Genomic DNA, 19,567 nt, shown 5'->3' with positions numbered 1-19,567 from the left:
GCGGCGGGCCCCACAGCGGGACCGATCAGCGGCGCCGCGGTGTCAGCGGTCGGCGGTCGGCGTCGCCGGTCGCTCGTACCGGCGCAGGGCGGCGGTCCGGAGCAGGTCGGCGAAGTCCGCGCCGTCCTCGGGGAACACGCTGACGCCCACCCGCACCCCGGCCGGCAGCTCTCCGCCGGCGACCCGCACCGGCCCGCGCACGGCCTCCAGCAGCGCGCCGGCGATCCGGCGCGCCTCCTCCCCGGCGGTCCGCGGGTCCAGCTCGCGCAGCGCGACCACGAGCTCGTGGCCGCCGAGCCGGCCCACCAGGTCCCGCCGGCGCAGGACCGCCCGCACCCGCTCCGCCACGGCGCACAGCAGGTCGTCACCGGCGCCGTGGCCCCACATGCCGTTCGCCGCGATGACGCCGTCGACGTCGACGAGGAGCAGGGCGAGCGCGTCGTCGCCGGCCCGGGCGCTCCAGATCGCCGTCTCGACCTCCTCGGCCAGCCGCCGCCGGTCGGGCAGCCCGGTCAGCGGGTCGGTGCCGGCCAGCTCCTGCAGGCGGGCGCGGTAGCCGGAGGCGCGGTCGCGCTCCCGGGCCAGCGCGCGCTCGGCCTCCACCCGCGCGGTCACGTCGACCTGGACGCCGATGTACTGCGCGACCTCGCCGTCCGGGCCGGGGACCGGGGTCAGGTGCAGCTCGTTCCACCACGGCGTCCGGTCCGGCCCGCGGTGGTTGAGCACGGTGACCCGGCACTCCTCGCCCGCGGCCACCGCCCGGCGGACCTCGGCCACGGCGGCCGGGTCGGTGTCGGTGCCCTGCAGGAAGCGGCAGTTGCGGCCGAGCACCTGCTCGCGCGGGAGCCCGGCGAGCCGCTCGAAGGCCGGGTTGACGTAGACCAGCGGCTGGTCGGGGAGCCGGACGTCGACGATCGAGATCCCGCTGGGCAGCGCCTCCAGGGCGCGGTGGAGCAGGTCGTCGGCCGCCGGCAGGCCGGAGGGGACGGTGCCCGGCGGCGGGACCGCGGCGGCGGGGGCGACCGACCAGGCCGGGACGCCGGGCCGCGGCGCCACCCGGGCCAGCAGCGCCACGCAGGCCCGGACGACGGTGTCGCGGTCGTAGGTCAGCGCGTAGGCGAACCGCCGCTGCTCGTCGGGGCCGTCGTCGCCGAGGTCGCGGGCGAGCAGCGCCGCGGCGAAGTGCGGGCCGACGACGGCGACGTCCCACTCGCCGCGGACGGGGTCGGCCGGGTCGAGCGCGGCGCCGCGCACGCCGGGGAGGGGCTCCACCGGCAGGTCCTCGCCCAGGGCGCAGACGAAGCCGGTCCGCTCCACCAGGTCGCGGTAGCGCAACGAGGTCGCGGGGGTGAAGTGGCGGGCCTCCTGGAAGGTGGCGGCCACGACCGACGCCGGGCCCAGGCGCAGCGCCTCCCGCTCGAGCTGCTTGGACAGCTCGATGAGCAGTGCCTTGGGCGCCTGGCGCAGGCGCACGCCGTCGGGCAGGCAGGCGAAGGGGGAGACGGCGGCGTCCTCGGTGACGCTGTCCGGCCGCTGCGAGGGCAGGTCCAGCGCGCGCGTCGGTGCGCCGGGCACCGGGCCGGGGCCCGGGCGGCCGAACAGCCAGCCCTGGCCGAGGGTGGCGCCCAGGGCGCGGGCCATGCCCAGCTGGTCGGCGTCCTCGATGCCCTCGGCGAGCACCACCGCGCCGGTGCGCTCGGCGTGCGCGTTGACCGCGTTCATGATCTCGGCGATCTGGGGGCTGGGCCGCTCCTGCACCAGCCGCAGGTCGAGCTTGACCACGTCGGGGCGCAGCAGCGGCATGAAGGCCAGCGACATCGGCTCGGCGCCGACGTCGTCCACGGCGACGCCCCAGCCGACCGACCGCACCCGCTCGACGGTGCGCAGCAGCTCCGCCGGCCGGGTGGCCAGCGCGCGCTCGGTGATCTCCAGGACCACCCGCAGCCCGCCCGGCGCCGCCGACGCGATGCCGAGCAGCTCCTCCATCGGCGCGCGGTCGAGGACCTCGGGCTCGACGTTGACGAACAGGGTCAGCGGTGCGGTCAGCCCCTGCGCGAGCGCGCCGTGCAGCGCCGCGGCGCGGCAGGCGGCGTCGAGCTCGGCCAGCCGGCCGGCCGCCCGCGCGGCGGCGAACAGGGCGTCGGGCCGTTCCAGCGGGCCCTCCGGACCCCGCGCCAGGGCCTCGTAGGCGACGACGGACCCGGAGTCGAGGTCGACGATGGGCTGGAAGACGCTGCGGACGTCGCCGTGCCCGAGCACGTCGTCGATCGTGGTCCGGGTCGCGGCCGTAGAGGTTCCCACGCCTCCGTCATCGGACACGGCCGTCCCGTCGATGAGCCGGGACGGCGTCCCCTCATCCCATCGGAGGACGTCAGGCGGGCAGCGCGATGAGGACGACGGCGGCGCCGGCGGCGGCCAGCCCGGCGACCTGCGTGCCGGCCAGCCGCTCCCGGAGCACCACCTGGGCCAGGACGACGGTGCTCACCGGGTACAGCGAGGCGAGCACGCCGGTGATGGCCAGCTGCCCCTGCTGGGTGGCGAGGAGGAACAGCGCGTTGGCCGTCATGTCGCCGAGGCCGGCCACCAGCACGATCGGCAGCGCGGCCCGGGGCACCAGCAGCGACTGCCGCGTCGACAGCGCCAGGACGACGACCAGCGCCACCGAGACCACCCGGGCGCCGACCAGCGGGCTGAGCTCGGCGGCCTCCCGCGTCCGGTCGAGGAGCACGAAGAACAGGCCGAAGCCGGCGCCGGCGGCCAGCGCGGGCACCAGGCTGGACGGGCGGGCCCGGCGCAGCGAGCCCAGGCCCTCCTCGGCGGCCACCAGGACGACGGCGACCAGCGCGAGCCCGATGCCGACCACCGCCCACCACGCCAGGCGCTCGCCGAAGCCGAGGCCGACCACCACCGGCAGCGCCGCGGCCGACACCGCCGTCACCGGGGCCACGACGCTCATCACGCCCGCGGCCAGCGCCCGGTAGAAGAGGACCAGCCCGGCGGCACCGGCCACGCCGGCGGTGGCGCCCCACAGCAGGTCGGCGGGCGTCGGGTCGCCGCCGAGCCAGGGCAGCAGGAACAGCAGCGCGGTCAGCCCCGCGGCCTGCGAGAGCGCGACGACGGCGAACGCGGTCGCCCGCCGGGAGGCCAGGCCGCCGCAGAAGTCGGCCATCCCGTAGACCACCGCGCTGGCCAGCGCCAGCAGCACCGCCACAGCAGACCCTCCGCCCCGGCACGCTCGGCGCGCACCCCGCCCCGGTTCTAGCACCCGCCGCGCGGCCGGATCCGGCTCCCGCGGCAGGTCGGCAGGACTCCTCGCCTCGTTGGCCGGGGCCGCGCGGTCGCCGTCCACCGAGTCCTGCGGTCTCGTGGCCATCAGCCGCCGATGGCCCCGAGATCGCAGGACTCGGCGCTCGGGCGGGCACCGGTGCACGCGTGCGGCAAACCCGTGCGCGACGCAGCGGGGCCGACGGGCAGAATGGCCTCCCGTGTCTGGCGCCAACGACCCCTACGACCCCAAGCAGGTCGCCGCGCTCTCCGCCGAGGCCCTCGAGGCCGCGGTCGCCGAGGCCCTGGAGGCGTTCGCGGAGGCCAATGACCTCGAGGCGCTCGCCGCCGTCCGGCCGGCCCACCTCGGCGACCGGGCGCCGGTGCTGCTGGCCCGCCGCGAGCTGGGCGCGCTGCCGCCGGCGGCGCGGTCCGACGCCGGGAAGCGGGTGAACGCCGCCCGGGTCGCCGTCAGCGACGCCTACGCCGCCCGCCTCGCCGAGCTCGAGGCCGAGCGCGACGCCCGGGTGCTGGCCGAGGAGCGGGTCGACGTCACGCTGCCCTGGGACCGCACGCCCCGCGGCGCCCGGCACCCGCTCACCACCCTCACCGAGCGGATCGCCGACGTCTTCGTGGGCATGGGCTACGAGGTCGCCGACGGCCCGGAGGTCGAGGCCGAGTGGCTGAACTTCGACGCGCTCAACATCGGCCGCGACCACCCGGCGCGCACGATGATGGACACCTTCTTCATCGCGGGCGGGCGGGACCAGGACGAGGACTCCGGCCTGGTGCTGCGCACGCACACCAGCCCGGTGCAGGCCCGCACGATGCTCTCGCGCACCCCGCCGATCTACGTCGTCGCGCCCGGCCGCGTGTACCGCACCGACGAGCTCGACGCGACGCACACCCCGGTCTTCCACCAGATCGAGGGCCTGGCCGTCGACCGCGGGCTGACCATGGCCCACCTGCGCGGCACGCTCGACCAGCTCGCCCGCACGCTGTTCGGCGCCGACGCGGTGACCCGCTGGCGGCCGTCGTACTTCCCCTTCACCGAGCCGTCGGCGGAGTTCGACGTCTGGTTCCCCGAGCACCGCGACGGCCCCCGCTGGGTCGAGTGGGGCGGCTGCGGGATGGTCAACCCCCGGGTGCTCATCGCCTGCGGCGTCGACCCCGAGGAGTACAGCGGCTTCGCCTTCGGCCTGGGCATCGAGCGCGCCCTGCAGTTCCGCTCGGGCGTGGGCGACATGCGCGACATGATCGAGGGCGACGTCCGGTTCACCACGGCGTTCGCCGCGGAGCAGTGACCGCCGTGCCCGCGACCACCGACACCACCACCAGGACGGAGCAGCAGTGAGGGTCCCCATCGGCTGGCTGGCCGAGTACGTCGACCTGCCCGGGGGCATCGCCGTCGAGGACCTCGACACCGCCTTCGTGCGGCTGGGCCTGGAGGTCGAGGAGATCCACCGCCCGGAGGAGGTCACCGGGCCGCTCGTCGTCGGCCGCGTGCTGGAGATCGAGGAGCTGACCGGCTTCAAGAAGCCGATCCGCTTCTGCCAGGTCGACGTGGGGGAGCCCGAGCCCCGGGGCATCGTCTGCGGCGCCCGCAACTTCGCCGCCGGTGACGCGGTGGTCGTCGCCCTGCCCGGGGCCGTGCTGCCCGGCGGCTTCGCGATCGCCTCGCGGAAGACCTACGACCGGATCTCCGACGGGATGATCTCCTCGGCCCGGGAGCTCGGGATCGGCGAGGACCACACCGGCATCCTGGTGCTGGGCGACGACGCCCCCGCCCCGGGCACCCCGGCGGGTCCGGTGGTCGGCCTCGACGACGTCGTCATCGAGTTGGCCGTCACCCCCGACCGCGGCTACTGCCTGTCCATGCGCGGCATCGCCCGCGAGATGGGCACCGGCCTGGGGGTCGACTGGCGGGACCCGGGCGCGGCCACCCCGCCGGCCTGGTCGGGCGAGCCGGCCTGGCAGGTCTCCGTCGCGGACGCCGACCGCTGCGACCGGTTCTCGATGATCGCGCTGGAGGGCCTGGACCCCACCGCGCCCAGCCCCTGGTGGCTGCGCCGCCGGCTGGCGCAGTCCGGCGTCCGCAGCATCTCGCTCGCCGTCGACGTCACCAACTACGTGATGCTCGAGCTCGGCCAGCCGATGCACGCCTTCGACCGCGACCGGGTGCAGGGCCCGATCGTCGTCCGGCGGGCCCGTGAGGGGGAGCGGCTCACCACCCTCGACGGCGCCGACCGCGCCCTCCACCCCGACGACCTGCTCATCACCGACGACTCCGGCCCGATCGGCCTGGCCGCGGTCATGGGCGGGGCCTCCACCGAGATCGGCGACGGGACGACCAGCGTGCTGCTCGAGGCGGCCCACTGGGAGCCGACCGGGGTGGCCCGCACCGCCCGCCGGCACCGGCTGCCCAGCGAGGCGGCCAAGCGCTTCGAGCGCGGTGTCGACCCGGAGATGACCATGGTCGCGCTGGCCCGCGCCGCGGCGCTGCTCGGGGAGTACGGCGGCGCCCGCGTCGTCGGCACGCCGGTGGACGTCGACACCCGCGGCCCGCGGCCCGCCATCGCCCTTGACCCGGGGCTGCCCGGCCGGGTCGCCGGCGTGCCCTACCCGGCCGCGCAGGTGACCGAGCTGCTGGCCACGGTCGGCTGCACGGTCGACGGGGACGCCGGGCCGCTGGCGGTCACCCCGCCACCGTGGCGCCCCGACCTCACCGACCCGGCCGACCTGGTCGAGGAGGTCGTCCGGCTGGCCGGCTACGACGACGTCCCGTCGGTGCTGCCCACCGCGCCGCCCGGCCGCGGGCTCACCGAGACCCAGCGCCGCCGCCGCGCGATCGGCCGCAGCCTCGCCGAGGCCGGCTACGTCGAGGCGCCGTCCTACCCGTTCGTCGGGACCGCCGTGCTCGACGCCCTGGGCCTCGCCGAGGACGACCCCCGCCGCGAGGTCGTCGTCGTCCGCAACCCGCTGTCGGAGGAGGAGCCGGCGCTGCGCACGACGCTGCTGCCGGGCCTGCTGGCAGCACTGGCCCGCAACCTCTCCCGGGGGCAGCGCGACCTGGCCCTGTTCGAGCACGGTGCGGTCTTCCCCGGCGGGGAGCGCAGCGCCGCTCCGCTGCCGGGGGTCGACCGGCGTCCGGACGACGAGACGCTCGCCGCGCTGCTCGCTGCGGTGCCCGCCCAGCCGTGGCACGTCGGCGTGGCGCTGGCCGGCAACCGCGAGCCCCGCGGCTGGTGGGGACCGGGCCGCCCGGCGGTCTGGGCCGACGCGGTGGAGGCCGCGCGCCGGGTGGCGGCCGCCGCCGGCGTCGAGCTGACCGTGCGCGCGGGGGAGCGGGCGCCCTGGCACCCCGGGCGCTGCGCCGAGCTGCTGGTGGGTGACCGGGACAACGGCTACCGGACGGTGGGCCACGCCGGGGAACTGCACCCGCGGGTGTGCGCCGCCCTGGACCTGCCGGCCCGCACCGCGGTCATGGAGCTCGACGTCGACGCGCTGCCGCCGGCCCCGGTGCCGGTCGGCCCGCGCGTGTCCACCTTCCCGCCGGTGCTGGTCGACGTCGCGCTCGTCGTCCGCGACGACGTGGCCGCCGCGGAGGTGGACGCCGCCCTGCGCGCGGGCGCCGGCGAGCTGCTGGAGTCGCTGCGGCTCTTCGACGTCTACAGCGGACCGCCGGTGCCCGCGGGGTCGCGCTCGCTGGCCTACGCGCTGACCCTCCGCGCACCCGACCGCACCCTCACCAGCGAGGAGGCCACCGCGGTGCGCGACGCCGCGGTGGCCTCCGCCGCCGACCGGACGGGAGCACACCTCCGTGCGTGACGAAGGACCCCCTGCCCCCCGCCACTCGCAGGCTCGCAGCGAGACCCTGCAGGGGGCCGGCGGAACCGGGGACGGGGTCGCTGGACTCCACGGCACCGTCGCGCTGGTGACGGGGGCCGGGACCGGCATCGGCCGGGACCTCGTGCGGGGCCTGGCCGAGCGCGGCGCCACGGTGGCGGGCCTGGCCCGCGGTGCCGACCGCCTGGCCGCGGCGATGGACGAGGTCGCGGCGGCCACCGGGGCGCGCACCCTCGCCGTCGCCGCCGACGTCACCGACCGGGCGGCGGTGGAGGACGCCGTCGGACGGGTCCGGGAGGAGGCCGGCCCGGTCGACCTGCTGGTCAACAACGCCGGCCTCATCGACGCCGCCGAGGAGCCGCTGTGGGAGGCCGACCCGGACCAGTGGTGGGACGTCGTGTCCAGCCACATCCGGGGCGCGTTCCTCCTCAGCCGCGCCGTCGTGCCGTGGATGGTGCTGCGCAACCGGGGCCGGGTCGTCAACCTGGCCAGCGGGATGAGCGTGCAGCCCCGCCCGGAGTACTCCGCCTACTCGGTGGCCAAGACCGGTCTGATGCGGGTCACCGAGGCGCTGCACGACGCGCTCGAGGGCACCGCCGTCCGCGCCTTCGACGTCGCACCCGGCGTGGTCCGCACCGACATGACCGCGCGGATGCCCATCCACCGCGACCGCACCGACTGGACCGAGCCCGACCGGGTCGTGGCGCTGGTCTGCGCCATCGCCGCCGGTGAGCTGGACGCGTGGTCGGGCCGCTTCCTGCGGGCCGGGGTCGACGACCCCGCCGTGCTGCGGGGGATCACGCCGGACGGCGCCGCACGGCAGCTGCGGCTGCGCCCCTACGGGGAGGGCGACCCGCTGGCCTGAGCCGGCCGGTGCAGCGCCACCCCGGCGACGACGAGGGCGACCCCGAGCGCCTCCCGCGCGTCGGGCACCTGCGCCAGGACGACGACCCCGATGACGGTCGCCGCTGCCGGCAGCAGGGAGACCAGGAGGGCGTAGGTCGCCCGCGGCAGGCGGGCCATGGCCAGCTGGTCGCAGACGTAGGGGACCACCGAGGAGGCGATCCCGACGCCGAGACCGGCCAGCAGGGCGACCGGGTCGGAGAACGCCGGTGCCGCGCCGGCGATCCCGACCGGGGTGGCCACGACCGCGGCCGCGAGCATGGCCAGCGCCAGCCCGTCGACCCCGGCCAGGCGGTCGGTGCGGGCGACCCGGTGGCCCAGGACGACGTAGCCGGCGAACAGCACCGCGTTGGCGGCGGCGAACGCGACACCGGCCGCCTCGCCCGCCAGCCGCACGTGGGTCAGCAGCGCGACCCCGCCCACGGCTCCTGCCAGGGCGGCCAGGTTGCGCCCGGTGCGGGCCCCGGCGGCGGCGAGGAGCACCACGGGGAGGAACTCGATCGCGGCCACCGTGCCGAGTGGCAGGCGGTCGACGGCCAGGTAGAAGCAGCAGTTCATCCCCGCGAGCAGCGCGCCCCAGGCGGCCAGCAGCCGGCAGGTCGCCCCGTCCAACCCCCGCAGGCAGCGCCACGGCCGCCGCCAGAGGCCGAGGACCAGGGCAGCGCTGGTGATCCGCAGCCAGGCCACGCCCAGCACGTCGACCCGCGCGAACAGCAGGACCGCCCAGGCCGGGCCGAGGTAGTGGAACACCGCGCTGACGAGGAACCACACGTGCGGCGGGAGCCGTGTCGAGGTCGGCGGCGGAGCCGGTCGTGCCATGCGACGAGCCTCGGAGGCGGGAGGGCCGGACACCAGGCGCGATCGAAGGCCAGGATGGGCCGGTGCCGTCGGGTCGCGCCCCCAGGATCCGTCTCGACCTCCCGGACGGGAGGTCGGTGCTCGACGACGTCAACCGGGAGCTCCTGCGGCTGCTCGAGCAGGACCCGCGGTGCAGCGCCGCCGAGCTGGCCCGCCGGGTCGGGATGTCGCCGCCGGCCGTCCGCGAGCGGATCGCCCGCCTCGAGGGGACCGGCGTGATCCGGGGCTACCGGGTGGACGTCGACCCGGCGGCCCTCGGGCTGCCCGTCACGGCGTGGGTGCGGATCAGGCCGGGACCGGGGCAGCTGCCGCGGATCGCCGACCTCGCCGCGCGGGTGCCCGAGGTCGCCGAGTGCCACCGCGTCTCCGGGGAGGACTGCTTCCTGCTGCGGGTGCACGTGCCGTCGGTCGCGGCCCTCGAGGACGTGCTCGACCAGTTCCTGCTGCACGGGCAGACGACCACCTCGATCGTCGTCGCGACCCCCGTCCCGCCCCGGGCCCCGGCGCCGGGTCCCGCCACCCGCGGTGCCGGGCCCCCGCTCGCCTGACCGGCGCACGCCGCCCTGGACCCGAGTGAACGTTCATGCACAGCCGTGTATGGTCATGCATCGTGGACACAGGGCAGACGTGGACGGTCGGGGTCACCGGCGCCACCGGGTACGCGGGAGGAGAGGTGTGCCGGCTGCTGGCCGGGCACCCGAGCCTGCGGTTGGCCGGGGTGCACGCCAATTCCAGTGCCGGCCGACGCCTCGGTGAGCTGCAGCCCCACCTGCTGCCCTTCGCCGACCTCGAGGTCCGGCCCAGCGACGCGGCCGACCTGGCCGGCTACGACGTCGTCGTCCTGGCGCTGCCGCACGGGGAGTCGGCCGCGATCGCCGCGCAGCTGCCCGCGGACACGCTGGTGATCGACTGCGGCGCCGACCACCGGCTCAACGACCCGGCGGCCTGGGCGCGCTGGTACGGGGGCGAGCACGCCGGATCCTGGCCCTACGGCCTGCCGGAGCTGCCCGGCCAGCGCGAGCAGCTCGCGGGCGCCCGGCGGATCGCCGTCCCCGGCTGCTACCCGACCTCGGTCACCCTCGCGCTGGCCCCCGCGCTGGCCGCCGGGCTGGTCGAGCCCGACGTCGTCGTGGTCGCCGCCTCCGGCACCTCCGGCGCGGGCAAGTCGGCCAAGCCGCACCTGCTCGGCAGCGAGGTCATGGGCTCGGTCAGCGCCTACGGCGTCGGCGGGGTGCACCGGCACACGCCGGAGATGGTGCAGAACCTCTCCCAGGCCGCCGGCGCCCCGGTGACCGTGAGCTTCACCCCGACCCTGGTGCCGATGAGCCGGGGCATCCTCGCCACCTGCTCGGCGCCGCTGACCGCCGGCACGGACGCCGCCGGGGCCCGGGCCGCGTACGAGAAGGCCTACGCCGACGAGCCGTTCGTGCACCTGCTCCCGGAGGGCCAGTGGCCCACGACGGCGCAGGTGCTCGGGGCCAACACCGTCGCGCTGCAGGTCGCGGTCGACGCCGACGCCGCCCGGCTGGTCGTGATCGCCGCCGTCGACAACCTGACCAAGGGCACCGGGGGAGCGGCGGTCCAGTGCGCCAACCTCGCCCTCGGCCTGCCCGAGACCACCGGTCTCCCGGTCGTGGGGGTGGCCCCGTGAGATCACCCCACGAAGACGCTCCGCTGGCGCTCCACGTCTCCGCGGGGGCCCCGGCATGAGCACGACCGCCCCGCAGGGCTTCCGGGCTGCCGGCGTCGCCGCCGGCCTCAAGAGCAGCGGCGCCCACGACGTCGCCCTGGTCGTCAACGACGGCCCGGACGACGCCGCGGCCGCCGTCTTCACCACCAACCGCTTCCCGGCCGCGCCGGTGCAGTGGAGCCGGCAGGTCCTCTCCACCGGCCGGGCGAAGGCGGTCGTGCTGAACTCCGGCGGCGCCAACGCCTGCACCGGTGCCGAGGGCTTCCAGGACACCCACGCGACCGCCGAGCACGTCGCCGCCGAGCTCGGCATCGGCGCGATCGACGTCGCCGTGGCCTCCACCGGCCTGATCGGCGTCCGGCTGCCGATGGACCGGCTCACCGCCGGGGTCACCGCCGCGGCGAAGGCGCTCAGCGCCGAGGGCGGCCAGGACGCCGCGCTGGCGATCATGACCACCGACAGCGTCCCGAAGACGACGGTGCAGGTCCGCGACGGCTGGGCGGTCGGCGGCATGGCCAAGGGAGCGGGCATGCTCGCGCCGAGCCTCGCCACGATGCTCGTGGTCCTCACCACCGACGCGGTCGTCCCGGCCGACGTCCTGCAGACGGCGCTGGCGCGGGCCACGAGCGTCAGCGTCGAGCGGGTCGACTCCGACGGGTGCCTGTCCACCAACGACACGGTCATCGTCATGAGCAGCGGCGCCAGCGGCATCACCCCCGGCGCCGAGGAGGTCACCGAGGCGCTCACCGCCGCCGCCACCGACCTGGCGATGCAGCTGCTCGCCGACGCCGAGGGCTCGACCAAGGACATCGCGATCACCGTCCGCAACGCCGCCAGCGTCGAGGACGCCCTCACCGCCGGCCGGGCCTGCGCCCGCAACAACCTGCTCAAGACGGCGTTGTTCGGCAACGACCCCAACTGGGGCCGGGTGCTCGCCGCGATCGGCACCACCGACGCCGCCTTCGAGCCCGACCGGGTGGACGTGACGATCAACGGCGTCACCGTCTGCCGGGGCGGCGCGATCGGCGACCCGCGCGAGGGCGTCGACCTCACCGGCCGGGCGATCACCATCGACGTCGACCTCCGGGCGGGTACCGACGAGGCGACGATCTGGACCAACGACCTGTCCCTCGCCTACGTCCACGAGAACTCGGCCTACTCGACATGAGCGACCTCGACATGAACGACGCAGCACCCCAGGACCCCACCCCGCCCGACGTCCGGGTCGACGAGCTCCGGCCGCCGCGCACCATCGGCACCCGGCGGGTCATGCGCACCTACGACCCCGAGGGGGACCGGCAGAAGGTCGCCGTCCTCACCGGCGCGCTGCCGTGGCTCAAGGAGTTCCACGGCAACGTCGTCGTCGTGAAGTACGGCGGGCACGCCATGGTCGACGAGGAGTGCCGCCGGGCCTTCGCCGAGGACATGGTGTTCCTGCGGACCTGCGGGATCCACCCGGTCGTCGTGCACGGCGGTGGCCCGCAGATCACCGAGATGCTCGGCCGGCTGGGCATCGAGAGCGAGTTCCGCGGCGGCCTGCGGGTGACCACGCCCGAGACGATCGACGTCGTCCGGATGGTGCTCACCGGCCAGGTCACCCCGGAGGTCGTCGGGCTGGTCAACCAGCACGGCCCGCTGGCCGTCGGCCTCTCCGGGGAGGACGGCGGACTGTTCACCGCCGCCCGCACCCACGCCCTGGTCGACGGCCGCCCGGTCGACGTCGGGCTGGTCGGGGACGTGGTCGCCGTCGACCCCGCCCCGGTCACCGCGCTGCTCGAGGCCGGGCACATCCCGGTGGTCGCCACCGTCGCCCCGGACGCCGACGGCGTCGTGCACAACGTCAACGCCGACACCGCCGCGGCCGCGCTCGCCGTGGCGCTGGGGGCGGTCAAGCTCGTCGTCCTCACCGACGTCGAGGGGCTCTACGCCGACTGGCCCGACCGGGACTCGCTGGTGCAGCAGATCGACGCCGCCGAGCTGGCGGAGATCCTGCCCACCCTGGACGCCGGGATGGTCCCGAAGATGACCGCCTGCCTGCGGGCGGTCAACGGCGGGGTCAAGCGGGCGACCGTGGTCGACGGCCGCGCGCCGCACGCCCTGCTGCTGGAGATGTTCACCACCGAGGGGACCGGGACGATGGTCGTCCCGGCCGCCGACTCGGACACCGCGCACCGGGAGGAGCCGGCATGACCCGCACTGAGGAGCTGGCCACCCGCTGGTCGGCCGTGATGATGGGCAACTACAGGACCCCGCCGATCGCGCTCGCACGCGGCGCCGGCGCCACCGTCTGGGACGTCGACGGCCGCGAGTACACCGACCTGCTGGGCGGCATCGCCACGACGATCCTCGGCCACGCCCACCCGAAGGTCGTCGAGGCGATCACGCGGCAGGCGCAGACCCTCGGCCACGTCTCCAACCTGGCGATGCACGAGCCGGGCGTGGCCCTGGCCGAGCGGCTGCTCGAGCTGGCCGGCCGGCCCGGCCGGGTGTTCTTCTGCAACTCCGGCGCCGAGGCCAACGAGGCCGCGTTCAAGATCAGCCGGCTGACCGGCCGGCCCGAGGTGATCACCGCGGAGGGCTCCTTCCACGGCCGCACGATGGGCGCGCTGGCCCTCACCGGCCAGCCGGGCAAGGCCGACGCGTTCGCCCCGCTGCCCGGCGGCGTCCGGTTCGTGCCCTACGGGGACGGCGACGCGCTGGCCGGTGCGGTCTCCGACCGGACGGCGATGGTGCTGCTCGAGCCGATGCTGGGGGAGGGCGGCGTGCTGCCCGCGCCCGCCGGGTACCTCTCGGCCGCGGCGCGGACCGCGCGGGAGGCCGGCGCGCTGTTCGCCGTCGACGAGGTGCAGACCGGCACCGGCCGCACCGGCCACTGGTTCGCACACCAGGCCGACGGGCTGCAGCCCGACGTCGTCACGCTGGCCAAGGCCCTCGGCGGCGGGCTGCCGATCGGTGCCACCCTGGCCTTCGGCGAGGCGGCCGACCTCATGACCGCCGGGTCGCACGGCTCCACGTTCGGGGGCAACCCGATCGCCGCGGCGGCCGCGCTCGCGGTGCTCGACACCATCCGCGACGAGGGGCTGCTCGAGCGGGCCAAGGAGATCGAGCACCGGTTCACCGCCGGCATCGAGGGCCTCGGCTGCGCCGGGGTGGCCCGGGTCCGCGGCCGGGGCGCGCTGCTGGGCGTCGTCCTGACCGCGCCGGTCGCCGGGGCGCTGGAGGCGGCGCTGCGGGACGCCGGCTTCCTGACCAACGCCGTCGCCCCGGACGTGCTGCGGCTGGCGCCGGCCCTGGTGCTGACCGACGCGCAGGTCGACGCGTTCGTCGCCGCACTGCCGGCCGCGCTCGACACCGCACTCCAGGAGACGGGCCAGTGAGGACGACGGTCGAGCGGGCATCGCAGGGAACGCCAGCGACCGAGGCGCGGAACGAGACCGGAGCCGACCAGTGAGCACAGTGACCCTCCGGCACTTCCTCAAGGACGACGACCTCACGCCGGCCGAGCAGGCCGAGGTGCTGGCACTGGCCGCGGAGCTCAAGCGCACGCGGCACACCGCCGAGGCACCCACCCCGCTGGCCGCACCGAACGGAGTCCCGCGGACCGTCGCGGTGCTGTTCGACAAGCCCTCCACCCGCACCCGGGTGTCGTTCTCGGTGGGCGTCGCCGAGCTCGGCGGCTACCCGCTGGTGATCGACGCGGGCTCCAGCCAGCTGGGCCGTGGCGAGCCGGTCGAGGACACCACCCGCGTGCTGGACCGGCAGGCCGCCGCCATCGTGTGGCGCACCTTCGGCCAGGACCGCATCGAGGCGATGGCCTCGGTCAGCCGGGTGCCGGTGGTCAACGCGCTCACCGACGAGTACCACCCGTGCCAGATCCTGGCCGACCTGCAGACCGTCGCCGAGCGCAAGGGGGCCCTCGCCGGGCTCACGCTGACCTACCTCGGCGACGGCGCCAACAACATGGCGCACTCCTACCTGCTCGGCGGCGCCACCGCCGGCATGCACGTCCGCATCGGCTCCCCGGAGTCGTTCCAGCCGTCCAAGGAGGTGCTCGAGCGCGCCGAGGAGATCGCCGCGGGGACCGGCGGCTCGGTGCGGTGGACCGCCGACGCCGCGGCCGCCGCCACGGGCGCCGACGTCCTGGTCACCGACACCTGGGTCTCCATGGGCCAGGAGGACGAGTACGACGCCCGCGTCGCGCCCTTCCTGCCCTACGCGCTGGACGGCGCCGCGCTGGCCCGGGCCGCGGACGACGCGGTCGTGCTGCACTGCCTGCCGGCCTACCGCGGCAAGGAGATCGCGGCCGAGGTGATCGACGGGCCGCGGAGCGCCGTGTGGGACGAGGCGGAGAACCGGCTGCACGCCCAGAAGGCGATCCTCATCTGGTTGCTGTCGCGATGACCGGCGCGGTGACCCGCTCGGCCCGCCAGGCGCGGATCCGCGCCCTGATCGAGGCCCAGCCGGTCAGCTCGCAGTCCCAGCTCGCCGGGCTGTTGGCCGCATCGGGCATCGAGGTCACCCAGGCCACCCTCTCGCGGGACCTCGAGGAGCTCGGCGCGGTCAAGCTGCGGGGGTCCGACGGCGCCCCGGCGTCCTACGTGCTGCCCCCGGAGAACGCCCCGCTGCGCCCGGCGCAGACCGCACCGGCCCGGCTGACCCGGCTGCTGGCCGACCTGCTGACCAGCGCCGAGGGCAGCGCCAACCTCGCCGTCCTGCGCACGCCGCCGGGTGCCGCGCAGTTCCTGGCCTCCGCGCTGGACAAGGTCGGCCTCCCCGACGTCCTGGGCACGATCGCGGGGGACGACACTCTGCTGGTCGTCTCCCGCGACCCCGACGGCGGCGCGGCCCTCGCCGACCGCCTGCGCGCGCTCGCCGAGCGCTCGCCCGCCGTCTACCCGGAACTGCAGTCGGACCTGGAGGAAGACCACCCGTGAGCTCGGCACCCTCGGACACCCGGCTGTGGGGCGGCCGCTTCGGCGGCGGACCATCGGACGCCCTGACTGCGTTGTCGAAGTCCACCCACTTCGACTGGAAGCTGGCGCCCTTCGACCTGGCCGGCTCCCGGGCGCACGCGCGGGTGCTGCACCGCGCCGGGCTGCTCACCGACGACGAGCTGGCGCAGATGCTGCGGGCCCTCACCGAGCTCTCCCGCGAGGTCGAGGACGGCACCTTCGTCGCGGTCGAGTCCGACGAGGACGTCCACGAGGCGCTCGAGCGCGGGCTGTCGGCCAAGCTGGGCCCTCTCGGCGGCAAGCTGCGCGCCGGCCGCAGCCGCAACGACCAGATCGCCACCGACCTGCGGCTCTACCTGCGCCACTCCGTCCGCACGCTCGTCGGCGAGCTGGCGTCGCTGGAGTACGCGCTGGTCGGCCTCGCCGAGCGCTACTCCGACGTCGCGGCGCCGGGCATGACCCACCTCCAGCACGCCCAGCCGGTGCTGATCGCCCACCAGCTGCTCGCCCACGCGCACGCGTTCTCCCGCGACGTCGACCGGCTGCGCGACTGGGACCGGCGCACCGCCGTCAGCCCCTACGGTTCCGGCGCCCTGGCCGGGTCGTCGCTGCCCCTCGACCCGGACGCGGTCGCCGCCGAGCTCGGGTTCGACCGGGCCTCGGACAACTCGATCGACGGCGTCAGCGACCGCGACTTCGCCGCAGAGTTCTGCTTCGCCGCGGCGCTCATCGGCGTCCACCTCTCCCGGCTGGGGGAGGAGGTCGTCCTCTGGACGTCGACCGAGTTCGGCTGGGCCCGGCTCGACGACGCCTGGGCCACCGGGTCGTCGATCATGCCGCAGAAGAAGAACCCCGACATCGCCGAGCTCGCGCGGGGCAAGTCCGGCCGGTTCGTCGGCAACCTCACCGGCCTGCTCACGATGCTCAAGGGCCTGCCGCTTGCCTACGACCGCGACCTGCAGGAGGACAAGGAGCCGGTCTTCGACTCCATGGAGCAGCTGCTCCTGCTCCTCCCGGCCGTCACCGGGATGGTCGCCACCCTCACGCTCCGGCCCGAGGTCCTCGAGGCCGCGGCGCCGCAGGGCTTCGCCCTGGCCACCGACGTCGCCGAGTGGCTCGTGCGCCAGGGGGTGCCGTTCCGGTCGGCCCACGAGATCAGCGGTGAGATGGTCGCCTTCTGCGAGGGCGCCGGGCTGGAGCTCGACGAGCTGGACGACGACCAGCTGGCCGGCATCGACGAGCGGCTGACCCCGGACGTGCGGTCGGTGCTGTCGGTGCGCGGCGCCCTGGCCGCCCGCAGCGCCCGGGGAGGGACGGCGCCCGAGCGGGTCGCCCAGCAGCTGGCCTCCCTCGCCGAGCTGGCGCGGCAGCACACCGAGTGGGCGTCGTCCTCGCCCGTGGCGGCGGCCCTCTGACCGCGCCGACCCCCGGCCCGCTGCTCACGGCCGACGAGCTCCTCGGGCCGCCCGACCTCGTCGCCCCGACGCTGCTGGGGTGCTGGCTGGTGACCGACCGGCCGGAGGGGCAGGTGGCCCTGCGCCTCACCGAGGTGGAGGCCTACGCCGGGAACGGGACCGACCCGGCGGCGCACTCCCACCGCGGGCCGACGCCGCGGGCGGCCGTCATGTTCGGCCCGCCCGGACGGCTCTACGTGTACTTCAGCTACGGGGTCCACTGGTGCGCCAACGTCGTCGTCGGCCCCGAGGGGCACGGCTCGGCCGTGCTGCTCCGGGCCGGGGACGTCGTCGTGGGGGAGGAGCTGGCGCGCCGCCGGCGTCCGGCCGCCCGGGCCGCGCGCGACCTCGCCCGTGGCCCGGCGCGGCTCACCCAGGCCCTCGCGATCGGGCCGGAGGACAAGGAGGCCGACCTCCTGTCCCCGGGCAGCTCGGTCCGCCTGCACCGCGGGACGCCGCCTGCCGCGGTCTCGGCCGGGCCGCGGGTCGGCATCAGCGTCGCCACCGAGCTGCCCTGGCGGTTCTGGGAGACCGACTCGGTCTCGGTGAGCGCCTTCCGCCCGGGCGGTCGGCCTCGCCGCCGGAGCGCGGGGCAGGACGAGCAGCCGTGACCGAGCTCGCGAGGTCACGCGGGGGCACGGCACCCCGGGCACGGGGACGACGGGCGCCAGCGAGGATGTACGCCGTGACCGAGCTCGCGAGGTCACGCGGGGGCACGGCACCCCGGGCACGGGGACGACGAGCGCCAGCGAGGATGTACGCCGTGACCGAGCTCGCGAGGTCACGCGGGGGCACGGCACCCCGGGCACGGGGACGACGAGCGCCAGCGAGGATGTACCCGTGACCGACGTGATCGACGAGCTGCACCGCCGTGGGCTGATCGCCCAGAGCACCGACGAGGAGGCGCTGCGCGCGCACCTCGCCGAGGGACCGGTCTCCTACTACGCCGGCTTCGACCCGACCGCGCCCAGCCTGCACGTCGGCCACCTGCTCCAGTTCATGGTGCTGCGGGCGCTGCAGCGCGCCGGGCACCAGCCGGTCGTCCTCGTGGGCGGGGCCACCGGCCTGATCGGTGACCCCCGGCCCTCGGCCGAGCGTCAGCTCAACGACCGCCAGACCGTCGCCGAGTGGGTGGGCCGCATCCGCGAGCAGGTCGCTCCCTTCCTGGAGGTGCCCGCGGAGACCGACGGGTCCCGGGGACCGGTCTACGTCGACAACCTCGACTGGACGGCGCCACTGTCGGCCATCGACCTGCTGCGCGACCTCGGCAAGCACTTCCGGGTCAGTCAGATGCTGGCCAAGGAGGCGGTGTCGGCCCGGCTCAACTCGGAGGCCGGCATCAGCTACACCGAGTTCAGCTACCAGATCCTGCAGGCCAACGACTACCGCGAGCTCCACCGCCGGCACGGGGTGACGCTGCAGACCGGCGGCTCCGACCAGTGGGGGAACCTGACCGCCGGCATCGACCTGGTGCGCCGCACGGAGGGGGCGCGGGTGCACGCGCTGTCGACGCCGCTCGTGACCAAGTCCGACGGCACCAAGTTCGGCAAGTCCGAGGGTGGCGCCGTCTGGCTCGACCCCACACTCACCTCGCCCTACGCGTTCTTCCAGTTCTGGCTCAACGCCGACGACGCCGATGCGCGAGCCTGGCTGCCGCTGTACTCGGAGCGACCCGCCGAGGAGGTGGCGGCGCTGACCGCCGAGAGCGCGGAGCGGCCGGCCGCCCGCACGGCCCAGCGGGCACTCGCCGAGGAGTTGACCCTCCTGGTGCACGGGCCCGACGAGCTGCGCCAGGCGGAGGCGGCCGGGCGCGCCCTGTTCGGCCGGGAGGACCTCGGCGCGCTGGGTTCGGAGACCCTCGGTGCCGCCCTGCGCGAGGCCGGCTCGGTGACCGTTGACGGCGAGACGCCCACCATCGCCCACCTCATGCAGCAGACGGGCCTGGTCGGCAGCCTCTCCGAGGCGAGGCGGACGGTGAAGGAGGGCGGCGCCTACCTGAACAACGAGCGGGTGACCGACCCCGAGGCCGTGCCGGGGGAAGAGTCGTGGCTGCCGGGCGGGTGGTTGGTCCTCCGCCGCGGCAAGCGCTCGGTGGCCGGCGTGCACCGCGGGACGGCGCGGTGACCTGCGGGTGAACGGCGTGTGACGCCCCTGTCTCCGGCAGGTGTCGGGCGTCACCTGCTCCCGGTTTGACACCGGCATCCCATCCACGTAACTTTCTCTCTGCGCCCGGGGAGACCGGGGCGGGACGCGGGAGGAGATCCCGAGGCCCGCCGGTCGATCCGGGTGCCGATCGCTCAGCAGGCGGGCGGGACGCGGGAATGTCTCCCGGGGAACGCCGGTTGGACTGGGCGAAGCCGCCCGACGCGGACGGCCAGGGTGACAGACCCCCGGCTTGACAGTCGTGACGAGCGGCGTAACGTGAGAAAGCCGCCAGGGACGAGGCCCGGAAGGGTTGAGTCGTTGCGCGTCTGCTCCTTGAGAACTCAACAGCGTGCCGAAAGTCAGTGCCAAGTAACAACCCCTTTGTGGGTTTCTTTGGGTTGATGGATGTCGAGAGTGTCAGCTCTCGGTTCTCGCCCGGATTCGAATTCATCTAC

The 19,567-nt window shown here is 75.8% G+C and carries 16 protein-coding genes; 13 read left to right on the top strand and 3 right to left on the bottom strand.

Annotation, left to right across the window (positions count from 1 at the left end):
• Positions 1–42: 42 nt before the first annotated feature.
• Both ACI79C_RS18045 and ACI79C_RS18040 read right to left on the bottom strand, forming a co-directional pair.
• On the bottom strand, positions 43–2,301 hold the full coding sequence (locus ACI79C_RS18045; protein ID WP_456947057.1) for an EAL domain-containing protein: 2,259 nt from the start codon (positions 2,299–2,301) through the stop codon (positions 43–45).
• Positions 2,302–2,371: 70 nt separating this feature from the next.
• Positions 2,372–3,211: an EamA family transporter gene (locus ACI79C_RS18040; RefSeq protein WP_456947056.1), complete on the bottom strand. Its 840-nt coding sequence runs from the start codon at positions 3,209–3,211 to the stop codon at positions 2,372–2,374.
• 274 nt (positions 3,212–3,485) lie between these two features.
• Here ACI79C_RS18040 and pheS point away from each other — a divergent pair, with 274 nt between their 5' ends.
• From pheS to ACI79C_RS18025, 3 genes are all read left to right on the top strand, one after another.
• Positions 3,486–4,568, top strand: coding sequence for a phenylalanine--tRNA ligase subunit alpha (gene pheS / locus ACI79C_RS18035; RefSeq protein ID WP_456947055.1), 1,083 nt, complete (start codon positions 3,486–3,488; stop codon positions 4,566–4,568).
• Between the two features lie 46 nt (positions 4,569–4,614).
• Positions 4,615–7,092, top strand: a complete 2,478-nt coding sequence (pheT, locus tag ACI79C_RS18030) for a phenylalanine--tRNA ligase subunit beta (RefSeq protein ID WP_456947054.1) — start codon at positions 4,615–4,617, stop codon at positions 7,090–7,092.
• Positions 7,093–7,198: 106 nt separating this feature from the next.
• Positions 7,199–7,975 (top strand): SDR family NAD(P)-dependent oxidoreductase, encoded by a 777-nt coding sequence (locus tag ACI79C_RS18025; RefSeq protein ID WP_456947053.1) that lies wholly within the window; start codon positions 7,199–7,201, stop codon positions 7,973–7,975.
• Here the strand turns inward: ACI79C_RS18025 and ACI79C_RS18020 are convergent.
• Positions 7,948–8,832 carry an EamA family transporter gene (locus ACI79C_RS18020; RefSeq protein WP_456947052.1) on the bottom strand — a complete coding sequence of 295 codons (885 nt, stop codon included), beginning with the start codon at positions 8,830–8,832 and terminating at the stop codon, positions 7,948–7,950. The two genes, ACI79C_RS18025 and ACI79C_RS18020, sit on opposite strands and share 28 nt — an antisense overlap.
• 116 nt (positions 8,833–8,948) lie before the next feature.
• Between ACI79C_RS18020 and ACI79C_RS18015 the strand changes: the two genes are divergently transcribed.
• The 10 genes from ACI79C_RS18015 to tyrS all read left to right on the top strand — a co-directional run bounded on the left by ACI79C_RS18015 (position 8,949) and on the right by tyrS (position 19,091).
• Positions 8,949–9,419, top strand: a complete 471-nt coding sequence (locus ACI79C_RS18015) for an Lrp/AsnC family transcriptional regulator (RefSeq protein ID WP_456947051.1) — start codon at positions 8,949–8,951, stop codon at positions 9,417–9,419.
• Between the two features lie 62 nt (positions 9,420–9,481).
• Positions 9,482–10,522, top strand: a complete 1,041-nt coding sequence (gene argC / locus ACI79C_RS18010; protein ID WP_456947050.1) for an N-acetyl-gamma-glutamyl-phosphate reductase — start codon at positions 9,482–9,484, stop codon at positions 10,520–10,522.
• Between the two features lie 55 nt (positions 10,523–10,577).
• Entirely contained in the window at positions 10,578–11,729 is a 1,152-nt protein-coding gene (gene argJ, locus ACI79C_RS18005) for a bifunctional glutamate N-acetyltransferase/amino-acid acetyltransferase ArgJ (RefSeq protein WP_456947049.1), read from the top strand.
• Positions 11,726–12,751 (top strand): acetylglutamate kinase, encoded by a 1,026-nt coding sequence (gene argB, locus ACI79C_RS18000; protein ID WP_456947048.1) that lies wholly within the window; start codon positions 11,726–11,728, stop codon positions 12,749–12,751. The genes argJ and argB overlap by 4 nt, the downstream gene beginning before the upstream one ends.
• Positions 12,748–13,938: an acetylornithine transaminase gene (locus ACI79C_RS17995; protein ID WP_456947047.1), complete on the top strand. Its 1,191-nt coding sequence runs from the start codon at positions 12,748–12,750 to the stop codon at positions 13,936–13,938. The genes argB and ACI79C_RS17995 overlap by 4 nt, the downstream gene beginning before the upstream one ends.
• Before the next feature lie 70 nt (positions 13,939–14,008).
• Positions 14,009–14,962 (top strand): ornithine carbamoyltransferase, encoded by a 954-nt coding sequence (gene argF / locus ACI79C_RS17990; RefSeq protein ID WP_456947046.1) that lies wholly within the window; start codon positions 14,009–14,011, stop codon positions 14,960–14,962.
• Complete coding sequence (locus ACI79C_RS17985) at positions 14,959–15,495, top strand: arginine repressor (protein ID WP_456947045.1); 537 nt, start codon at positions 14,959–14,961, stop codon at positions 15,493–15,495. The genes argF and ACI79C_RS17985 overlap by 4 nt, the downstream gene beginning before the upstream one ends.
• The gene (gene argH, locus ACI79C_RS17980) at positions 15,492–16,928 is read left to right on the top strand and encodes an argininosuccinate lyase (RefSeq protein WP_456947044.1); all 1,437 of its coding nucleotides are present in this window, start codon (positions 15,492–15,494) and stop codon (positions 16,926–16,928) included. Before ACI79C_RS17985 ends, argH begins: the two co-directional genes overlap by 4 nt.
• On the top strand, positions 16,892–17,578 hold the full coding sequence (locus ACI79C_RS17975) for a DNA-3-methyladenine glycosylase (RefSeq protein ID WP_456947043.1): 687 nt from the start codon (positions 16,892–16,894) through the stop codon (positions 17,576–17,578). Before argH ends, ACI79C_RS17975 begins: the two co-directional genes overlap by 37 nt.
• 229 nt (positions 17,579–17,807) lie before the next feature.
• Positions 17,808–19,091 carry a tyrosine--tRNA ligase gene (gene tyrS, locus ACI79C_RS17970; protein WP_456947042.1) on the top strand — a complete coding sequence of 428 codons (1,284 nt, stop codon included), beginning with the start codon at positions 17,808–17,810 and terminating at the stop codon, positions 19,089–19,091.
• Positions 19,092–19,567: the final 476 nt, after the last annotated feature.

This window comes from Geodermatophilus sp. SYSU D00697, from assembly GCF_054050175.1.
Note: the sequence above shows the minus strand (reverse complement) of the source record. Positions and strands in the feature narration are given on the sequence as shown.

Bases quoted from the DNA above. Each gene is read 5' to 3' on its own strand.
- argB (WP_456947048.1), top strand. From the start codon at position 11,726: ATGAGCGACCTCGACATGAACGACGCAGCACCCCAGGACCCCACCCCG.
- argJ (WP_456947049.1), top strand. From the start codon at position 10,578: ATGAGCACGACCGCCCCGCAGGGCTTCCGGGCTGCCGGCGTCGCCGCC.
- ACI79C_RS17995 (WP_456947047.1), top strand. From the start codon at position 12,748: ATGACCCGCACTGAGGAGCTGGCCACCCGCTGGTCGGCCGTGATGATG.
- ACI79C_RS18020 (WP_456947052.1), bottom strand. From the start codon at position 8,832: ATGGCACGACCGGCTCCGCCGCCGACCTCGACACGGCTCCCGCCGCAC.
- ACI79C_RS17985 (WP_456947045.1), top strand. From the start codon at position 14,959: ATGACCGGCGCGGTGACCCGCTCGGCCCGCCAGGCGCGGATCCGCGCC.